Consider the following 1,035-nt stretch of genomic DNA (forward strand, 5'->3'; position numbering starts at 1 on the left):
CAGGACTTCGCCGAGGTTCTTCGGGAAGGGGTTGAGGTTGCGCAGGTGGGCCTGGGCGATGGGCTGTCCGGCGGCGCGGAGCCGGCGTACGGCGGCGGTGATGGGGCCGTAGGTGGAGCCCCAGCCCAGGACGAGGGTGCGTGCCTGGTCGGGGTCGTCGACTTCGAGGTCGGGGACCTCGATGCCGTCGATCTTGGCCTGGCGGGTGCGGACCATGAGGTCGTGGTTGGCGGGGTCGTAGGAGATGTTGCCGCTGCCGTCCTGTTTCTCGATGCCGCCGATACGGTGTTCGAGACCGGGTGTGCCGGGGACCGCCCAGGGGCGTGCCAGGGTGTGCGGGTCGCGTTTGTAGGGCCAGAACACGGCGGTGCCGTCGGCGAGTTCGTGGTTGGGGCCGGTGGCGAACCGGACCCGCAGGTCGGGCAGTTCCCCGGGCTGGGGGATCTTCCACGGTTCGGAGCCGTTGGCGAGGTAGCCGTCGGAGAGCAGGAAGACGGGTGTGCGGTAGGTCAGGGCGATGCGTGCCGCGTCGAGTGCGGCGTCGAAGCAGTCCGCCGGGGTACGGGGGGCCACGACCGGGACCGGGGCCTCGCCGTTGCGCCCGTACATCGCCTGGAGGAGGTCGGCCTGCTCGGTCTTGGTCGGCAGGCCCGTGGACGGGCCGCCGCGCTGGATGTCGATCACCAGGAGCGGGAGCTCCAGGGAGACGGCCAGTCCGATCGTCTCCGATTTCAGCGCGACCCCCGGCCCGGACGTCGTCGTCACCGCGAGGGAACCCCCGAACGCCGCGCCCAGCGCCGCCCCGATCCCCGCGATCTCGTCCTCGGCCTGGAACGTGCGCACCCCGAAGTTCTTGTGCTTGCTGAGCTCGTGCAGGATGTCGGAGGCCGGAGTGATCGGGTACGAGCCCAGATACAGCGGCAGGTCCGCCTGCCGGGACGCGGCGACCAGCCCGTAGGACAGTGCCAGGTTCCCCGAGATGTTGCGGTACGTACCCGCCGGGAACGCCTGCGAGGCCGGTGCCACCTCGTAGGA

Annotated in this window: 1 pseudogene; it reads right to left on the minus strand. The window is 70.8% G+C overall.

Annotated elements, in window-relative coordinates:
* A pseudogene (locus tag AADR41_RS42120) lies at positions 1–1,035 on the minus strand (2-oxoacid:acceptor oxidoreductase subunit alpha); the annotation flags it as partial.

It is taken from the genome of Streptomyces sp. CLV115 (genome assembly GCF_038448545.1).
Taxonomy (GTDB): Bacteria; Actinomycetota; Actinomycetes; order Streptomycetales; family Streptomycetaceae; genus Streptomyces; species Streptomyces sanglieri.